Source organism: Streptomyces sp. NPDC048411 (genome assembly GCF_040704695.1).
Lineage (GTDB): Bacteria > Actinomycetota > Actinomycetes > Streptomycetales > Streptomycetaceae > Streptomyces.
In genome coordinates this window covers 23,255-30,767 of the sequence record NZ_JBEZKL010000087.1, presented here as the reverse complement: position 1 = coordinate 30,767, position 7,513 = coordinate 23,255, and the positions used below count along the sequence as shown (strand labels likewise).

Below are 7,513 nucleotides of genomic sequence, written 5' to 3'. Positions count from 1 at the left end.
GCGTTGTCGTCGGTCACCGACGCTCCGCGTCGACTCCCTCCTCCGCCTTGCCAGGCTTGCCCCTCGCCCCGCTCCTTCCTCCACCCCACCTATGTGCGCGGCCTCTTACCGGAATTGCCCCCTCTGCGAGCTAAGCGGAGGGGGCAATTCTGCATGGTTGAGCGCGGTACAGTGGGGAAGTCCCCTCCGCTGCCCGTGCCGACCGCATATGAGAATGCGCCCGCTCGCGACAAGATGCAGCCAAAGTGTTCGAACTCCTTGCGCCGTAAGTGGCCTTTGTCCGGCCCGACTTGCCCTGGAATCGCGTAAATTCCTCATATTCGGGCGATCGGTGCTGCCCAGAATTCTCGTCCGATTGACCTGTTGCAGAGGGCAGTTGGACAGATACATTCAGCCGCGGTCGACGCGTTCCGGCGCACGCACCCTCTCCTGTCGGAGGGTGAGTTCTGACCCGGGTCCGCGAAGTGCGGTCCTGTGCAAGGGCCAGTAATAGGGGAGTTAGGCATGGCTCAGGGCACCGTCAAGTGGTTCAACGCGGAGAAGGGGTACGGCTTCATCGCGGTCGACGGTGGTGCGGATGTTTTCGTCCACTACAGTGCGATCCAGATGGACGGGTACCGCACCCTCGAAGAGGGTCAGCGAGTTGAATTCGAAATCTCGCAGGGCCAGAAGGGGCCGCAGGCGGACATGGTCAAGCTCGCCGTCGGCTGAGCTCGACGCGGTCGGCCAACGACACTACTCACGCACGAAGGGCCCGTACCTCCGGGGGTACGGGCCCTTCGTGCGTCCCGGAGCCCGCCCGCGACCGTGCCGCAGCTGCCCGACGCCATCCGCGAACTCGAAGGGGCGCTTGCACTCGAAGGGGTCGAGTGCTAATCATTGGGCGTTAGCACTCTGACGTTGAGAGTGACAGAAGGACCGGGTCGGTGAGGCCCGCAGGCCCGGCGGGGCAAGGAACCGTCAGGCACGCAGGCCGTCCGTCGCGGGCGCCACACGGTCCGGAGCAATCCACCCCTGTCCGGGAGGACCACTTCACATGGCCAAGATCATCGCGTTCGACGAGGAAGCGCGGCGCGGCCTCGAGCGCGGGATGAACCAGCTCGCCGACGCCGTCAAGGTGACCCTCGGCCCCAAGGGCCGGAACGTTGTCCTTGAGAAGAAGTGGGGCGCACCCACGATCACCAACGATGGTGTCTCCATCGCCAAGGAGATCGAGCTCGAGGACCCGTACGAGAAGATCGGCGCAGAGCTGGTCAAGGAAGTCGCCAAGAAGACGGACGACGTCGCCGGCGACGGTACGACCACCGCCACCGTTCTCGCCCAGGCACTCGTCCGTGAGGGCCTCCGCAACGTCGCCGCGGGTGCGAACCCGATGGCCCTCAAGCGGGGCATCGAGAAGGCCGTCGAGGCCGTCTCCGCCGCTCTGCTGGAGCAGGCCAAGGACGTGGAGACCAAGGAGCAGATCGCTTCCACGGCCTCCATCTCCGCCGCCGACACCCAGATCGGCGAGCTCATCGCCGAGGCGATGGACAAGGTCGGCAAGGAAGGCGTCATCACCGTCGAGGAGTCCCAGACCTTCGGTCTGGAGCTGGAGCTCACCGAGGGTATGCGCTTCGACAAGGGCTACATCTCGGCGTACTTCGCCACCGACATGGAGCGCATGGAGTCGTCCCTGGACGACCCGTACATCCTGATCGTCAACTCCAAGGTCAGCAACGTGAAGGACCTCCTTCCGCTGCTGGAGAAGGTCATGCAGTCCGGCAAGCCGCTGCTGATCATCGCCGAGGACGTCGAGGGCGAGGCCCTGTCGACCCTGGTCGTCAACAAGATCCGTGGCACCTTCAAGTCCGTCGCCGTCAAGGCCCCGGGCTTCGGTGACCGCCGCAAGGCCATGCTCGGCGACATCGCCATCCTCACCGGTGGCACCGTCATCTCCGAGGAGGTCGGTCTCAAGCTGGAGAACGCCGGCCTGGACCTGCTGGGCCGTGCCCGCAAGGTCGTCATCACCAAGGACGAGACGACGATCGTCGACGGCGCCGGTGACACCGACCAGGTTCAGGGTCGCGTCAACCAGATCCGTGCCGAGATCGAGAACTCCGACTCGGACTACGACCGCGAGAAGCTTCAGGAGCGCCTAGCGAAGCTGGCCGGCGGCGTGGCCGTCATCAAGGCCGGTGCCGCGACCGAGGTCGAGCTCAAGGAGCGCAAGCACCGCATCGAGGACGCCGTTCGCAACGCGAAGGCGGCCGTCGAGGAGGGCATCGTCGCCGGTGGTGGCGTCGCGCTGCTGCAGGCTTCCGCCGTCTTCGAGAAGCTGGAGCTCTCGGGTGACGAGGCGACCGGCGCCAACGCCGTCAAGCTGGCGCTGGAGGCCCCGCTCAAGCAGATCGCCGTCAACGGTGGTCTCGAGGGTGGCGTCGTCGTCGAGAAGGTGCGCAACCTGGCCGTCGGCCACGGTCTGAACGCCGCGACCGGCGAGTACGTCGACATGATCGCCGAGGGCATTCTCGACCCGGCGAAGGTCACGCGCTCCGCTCTGCAGAACGCCGCGTCGATCGCCGCGCTGTTCCTGACCACCGAGGCCGTCATCGCCGACAAGCCGGAGAAGGCCGCTGCGGCCGCTCCGGGCGGCATGCCGGGCGGTGACATGGACTTCTGATCCTGACGGATCGGTAAGTGCCTGTACGTCGGCCCCCGGGACCAGTTGGTCCCGGGGGCCGACGTCATGTCCGGCGCTGGTGCGTTCAGGCGTTGGGGCGCTTGCCGTGGTTCGCCTTCTTCTTCTTGCGACCGCGTCGCTTGTTGCCTCGCTTGGCCATGGCGAATATCTCCTTATGTCGGGATTTGTCCATGCGTCAGTCAGCTTAATACCGCACCCGCATGTGGGGGCGTGGTCTCGGTGTTTGTGGTGGCGCGGCGCTGCTGCAGGCTTCCGCCGTCTTCGAGAAGCCGGCGCTCTCGGGTGACGAGGCGACCGGCGCCAACGCCGTCGAGCCGGCGCTGGAGGCCTCGCTCAAACAGATCGCCGTCAAAGGCCGCCGTGGCCGCTCCGGGCGGCATGCCGGGCGGTGACATGGACTTCTGATCCTGACGGATCGGTAAGTGCCCGTACGTCGGCCCCCGGGGCCAGTTGGCCCAGCGCCCACCTCGTCGGCCGCCGGTGCGGCGGGCTTGCTGCTGCTCCACCCGCCCCTCGGTCTCCCGCACCGGCAGGGCCGGGTCCTCGCCGCGCGGCGTCGGGGCACAGGCCACGCGGAACGGTACGGACGGGGTCACCGTGCGCGTGATCAAGCTGTTCAGTACGTGATGGCGCAGTGTCCGGGGGAGCGTTTCCCGGCTGATGCTCGCCGGTTTGGGGCAGGGCACTGTAGCCCGGACTGGTCTTGGGTGGAAGGGTGCAGCCGGGCAGGCGTCAGGGCCCGCCGGGCTGCACCCGGTTCAGAGGATTCAGTTCGTGGCGTCCGGCTTCACGATGTCCGGCAGCTTCGCCTCGAACAGCTTGTCGAGCTTCAGCGAGGGCAGGATGTGGCCCTGGTTGGCGGCGTTATTGGCCACGCTCGCGCCCCACGAGGAGGCCGCGAAGCGCTGGTTGGGCGTGCCGTGGTGGCCGGGGCTGTCGAAGCTGCAGTCGCCGACCTGGTAGAAGGACTTCTCGGTGTCCAGCACCCGCTTGGCGTTGAGGGCCTCACCGCGCGAGTGGGTGAGGAAGTACGTGCCGAAACCGTCCGCCATCAGCTCGGTGCGGCGGGTGGCCTCCGGCCCGGTGAGCGTGGTGTTGGCGAAGAGGCTGTCCTCGTACTGGACGTGGTGGCCGAACTCGTGGGCGAGGACGGAACGCGGACCGTTGTCGCCCAGGCCCAGCACGTTCAGTGCCTGAAGGATGCCGTCACCCATGACGATGCGGTCGGAGATGCCTGCCGGGTTCGGGTCGCCCTTCTCGGAGAAGGCGAACGCGTTGAAGGTGAAGAGCGGGTTGTCGCCGCCCTGGAGGACGGGGTCGGCGTTGACGAGGCTGATGACGAACTGGGCCAGTCTCTGCACCACCGGCTCGTTCTTGATCCCGAACATCAGTGAGAGAACGCGGGCCACCCGCTGCGGGGAGGAGAAGACCTCGCGGCCGTGCATCGGCACGAGCTGGATGTCGTCGGAGTTGATGTCCCAGAACCTCTTCAGGTCCTTGCCCTCGGACGTCAGCTCGTTGGTGTACTCGCCGTTGACGCCGAAGGTGTTGGACTTCGACTCGCTGCCGAAGTACAGCGCGTCATAGGTCGGTATGTCGAACACGCCGAAGACGTCGAGCCAGTCGCGCAGGTCCTGATCCTGGATGCCTGTCCGCAGGCCGGTCGCGTAATCCCTGAACGCCGTGTCCCCGCACTGGTGGTCGCCCGGGTTGATGATGCTGTTGCGGAGGTCCGCCCACTGGGTTTCGTGGATGCCGTACTGGGCGGCGGCGGCCTCGCGGCGCTCCTGCCAGTCGGCCGGCAGGTTGGCCAGCATCTCGTCGACGAGGGCCTTCACCTCCGGGGACAGGCGGGAGGTGTCCAGCGCGGCGCCGGGGGACGCGGTGGACGTGACGGCGGCGGACGTCGTGGCGTCCGCCGCCGTGGCCGGCAGGGCGGCACCGAGGGTGCAGGTGGCCGCGATCCCAGCGGTGACAGCCCAGGCAAGGGTCTTCTTCACGGGGGAACTCCTAAGTGTGCGAGCCGACGCGCGGAGGTGTCCCTGCGGAGTGAGGGAGGCGGTCGGCGGTGCCGGATGCAGAGTCTGCGAGGGACCGGCGTCCCGATGCAGCGTTCGTACGGGCGGAATCCGGCGTGGCAAGAAGGTGCCGGGACCGCTGATCCAAGACCCCTGCCCCTTCCGGCAGGCCTCTCGGGGCCGAGTGCGGCGGGTGCGGCCCGGCGGGCCTCAGAGCCCGCCGAGCCGCACCCACCCGGTCGTTCACGACACTCAGTTCGTGGTGTCCGGCTTCACGATGTCCGGCAGCTTCGCCTCGAACAGCTCGTCGAGCTTCAGCGAGGGCAGGATGTGGCCCTGGTTGGCGGCGTCATCGGCCACGCTCGCGCCCCACGAGGAGGCCGCGAAGCGCTGGTTGGGCGTGCCGTGGTGGCCGGGGCTCTTGAAGCCGCAGTCGCCGACCTCGTAGAAGGACTTCTCGGAGCCCAGCACCCGCTTGGCGTTGAGGGCCTCGCCCCGCGAGTGGGTGAGGAAGTACGTGCCGAACGCGTCCGCCATCAGCTCGGTGCGGCGGGTGGCCTCCGGCCCGGTGAGCGTGGTGTTGGCGAAGAGGTTGTCCTCGTACTGCACGTGGTGGCCGAACTCGTGGGCGAGGATGGCGCGCGGGGCGGTGTCGCCGAGGCCCACGGCCTTCAGGGCCTCCAGGATGCCGTCGCCCATGACGATGCGGTCGGAGATGCCTGCCGGCTGCGGGTCGCCCTTCTCGGAGAAGGCGAACGCGTTGAAGGTGAAGATCGGGTTGTTGCCGCCCTGGAGGACGGGATCGGCGTTGACCAACAGGATGAACAGCTGGGCCACGTTCTGCGCATCCTGGCCCTCGAGGCCGTACATCAGGCCCACGACGGGGGCCAGCCGCTCCGGGGAGGAGAAGAGCGCGCCGCCATGCATCGGCATGAGCTGGATGTCGTCGGAGTAGATGTCCCAGAACTTCTTCAGGTTCTTTCCTTCGTGCGTCAGCTCGTTGGTGTACTCGCCGTTGACGCCGAAGGTGTTGGACTTCGACTCGCTGCCGAAGAACAGCGCGTCGTAGGTGGGCATGTCGAGCACGCCGAAGAAGCTAAGGGCAAAGAGCAGCCCGGGGTCGGCGCCTTCCAGCATCTTCCTCGAGTAGTCCCTCATCGCCGTGCTACCGCACTGGTAGTCGCCCGGATTGATGGCGCTGTCGCGGAGGTCCGCCCACTGGGTGTCGTGGATGCCGTACTTGGCGGCGGCGGCATCGCGGCGCTGCTGCCAGCCGGCCGGCAGCGCGGCCAGGATCTTGTCGGCGAGGGCCTTCGCCTCCGGGGAGAGGCGGGAGGTGTCGAACGCGGAGCCGGAGGAGGCGGCGGACGTGACGGCGGCGGACGTCGTGTCGTCCGCGGCCGCGGCCGGCAGGGCGGCACCGAGCGTGCAGGTGGCTGCGATCCCAACGGTGACAGCCCAGGCCAGGGTCTTCTTCACGGAGAACTCCTTCGTGTGCGTTCGAGCCGACGCGCGGGGGTGTCCCTGCGGAGTGAGGGGCGGTCAGCTGTGTCGTACGCAGAGTCTGCGAGGAAGTGGCGCGCCGGTGAAGAGTTGGTGTTGTCCGAATCCGGCATGGCAGAAACCTGACAGGCCGCGCACCCTTGGAGATCACCGGAACCATCGCACCTGCCGTGCTGACACACGCAGAGCACTGTGTCCGACGGCACTCACCTCGTCCGGTCCCCGCATGTGATAATTGGCATATGCATTCAATGCATGGCATAGGTATCAGCACAACGGCCGAGGACGTCTACCTCACCCTCGTCGAGCGAGGCCCGATGGCCCCGGCTGAACTGGCGGGCGCCCTGCGCGTGGCCTCGCACGCCATGAGCACGGCGGTCGACGAACTGACCGGCCTCGGCCTGGTGGAACGGGACGACGCACGGCTTGTCGCTCACCCCCCACGTGCCGCGCTCGACCCCGTGGTGGAAAGCCGCACCAAGGAACTCGCCGCGCTGCGCAACGGCGTTGAGGAGCTGTCTCGCTTCTGGCGCGACCACCACATCGAAGGGGCCAGCTACATCGAAATCGCCCGGACGCAGGCGGCTCGCAGCGCACTCGTCCGGCGGCTCTACGACGAGGCCACCGAGCAGCTCCGCTGTCTGACCATCGGCTTCACCGGCCGATCGGCGCAACCCAACATGCTGGCCCCCGGTTTTCGGGATGCGCTGACGCGCGGCGTCAAGTGCTCGGTCGTCTACGGGGCCCAGGTGCTGCGCGACAGGCCCGGCCGGGAGGGCGTCCAGACCTCCATCGACCTCGGTGAGCGAGCGCGTGTCTTTCCCGACATCCCGCTGAACATGGGCATTTGTGACGACCGCTTTGCCCTCGTGTGTCCCCCTGCGAGTAATTGGGACCGTCGTCACCATATTGTCGTGCAGCGATCGGACCTCCTCGACGCGCTCATCGGCGTGTTCGAGTCGTTCTGGCAGATCGCCGTCCCGCTGCCCTCCGCCGTCGACACACCGAACGACATCGCCACAACTGCCACCGCCGAGAACCGGCAACTCCTCACCTTTCTCAGCGGTGGCCTGACCGACGATTCGATCGCCCGCGAACTCGGCGTCAGCGAGCGGACGGTGGCCCGCCGCATCACCCGCCTCCAGGAGGTGCTCGGCGCGCAGACCCGCTTCCAGCTCGGCGTCCAGGCGAGCCGTCACGGCTGGCTCTGAGGGGGCGTCACCCTCTGTTCGTGCAGCTCGCGCCATTCGGGGGCGAAGACCGACCGGACTATGTCCTTGCCATGGACACTGCGTCGGCCCTGCGCGAGCAG

General features: G+C 67.4%; 6 protein-coding genes. 4 read left to right on the top strand and 2 right to left on the bottom strand.

Annotated features, from left to right (window positions below; genetic code table 11):
* Window positions 1–504 precede the first annotated feature (504 nt).
* The 3 genes from AB0915_RS26295 (at window position 505) to AB0915_RS26285 (ending at window position 3,072) form a co-directional block, all read left to right on the top strand.
* Complete coding sequence (locus AB0915_RS26295) at window positions 505–711, top strand: cold-shock protein (protein WP_003967346.1); 207 nt, start codon at window positions 505–507, stop codon at window positions 709–711.
* A gap of 325 nt (window positions 712–1,036) precedes the next feature.
* Window positions 1,037–2,659, top strand: a complete 1,623-nt coding sequence (groL, locus tag AB0915_RS26290) for a chaperonin GroEL (RefSeq protein WP_358861679.1) — start codon at window positions 1,037–1,039, stop codon at window positions 2,657–2,659.
* Between the two features lie 221 nt (window positions 2,660–2,880).
* Entirely contained in the window at window positions 2,881–3,072 is a 192-nt protein-coding gene (locus AB0915_RS26285) for a hypothetical protein (RefSeq protein ID WP_366693420.1), read from the top strand.
* A 375-nt stretch (window positions 3,073–3,447) separates the two neighbouring features.
* Here the strand turns inward: AB0915_RS26285 and AB0915_RS26280 are convergent, their stop codons facing one another.
* Entirely contained in the window at window positions 3,448–4,680 is a 1,233-nt protein-coding gene (locus tag AB0915_RS26280) for a hypothetical protein (RefSeq protein WP_366693419.1), read from the bottom strand.
* A gap of 270 nt (window positions 4,681–4,950) precedes the next feature.
* A complete protein-coding gene (locus AB0915_RS26275) occupies window positions 4,951–6,177 on the bottom strand; it encodes a hypothetical protein (RefSeq protein ID WP_366693418.1) in 1,227 nt (408 codons plus the stop codon).
* A gap of 266 nt (window positions 6,178–6,443) precedes the next feature.
* Between AB0915_RS26275 and AB0915_RS26270 the strand changes: the two genes are divergently transcribed.
* The gene (locus tag AB0915_RS26270) at window positions 6,444–7,412 is read left to right on the top strand and encodes a LuxR C-terminal-related transcriptional regulator (RefSeq protein ID WP_366693417.1); all 969 of its coding nucleotides are present in this window, start codon (window positions 6,444–6,446) and stop codon (window positions 7,410–7,412) included.
* Window positions 7,413–7,513 lie beyond the last annotated feature (101 nt).

Bases quoted from the DNA above. Each gene is read 5' to 3' on its own strand.
- AB0915_RS26295 (WP_003967346.1), top strand. From the start codon at position 505: ATGGCTCAGGGCACCGTCAAGTGGTTCAACGCGGAGAAGGGGTACGGC.
- groL (WP_358861679.1), top strand. From the start codon at position 1,037: ATGGCCAAGATCATCGCGTTCGACGAGGAAGCGCGGCGCGGCCTCGAG.
- AB0915_RS26285 (WP_366693420.1), top strand. From the start codon at position 2,881: ATGTGGGGGCGTGGTCTCGGTGTTTGTGGTGGCGCGGCGCTGCTGCAG.
- AB0915_RS26270 (WP_366693417.1), top strand. From the start codon at position 6,444: ATGCATTCAATGCATGGCATAGGTATCAGCACAACGGCCGAGGACGTC.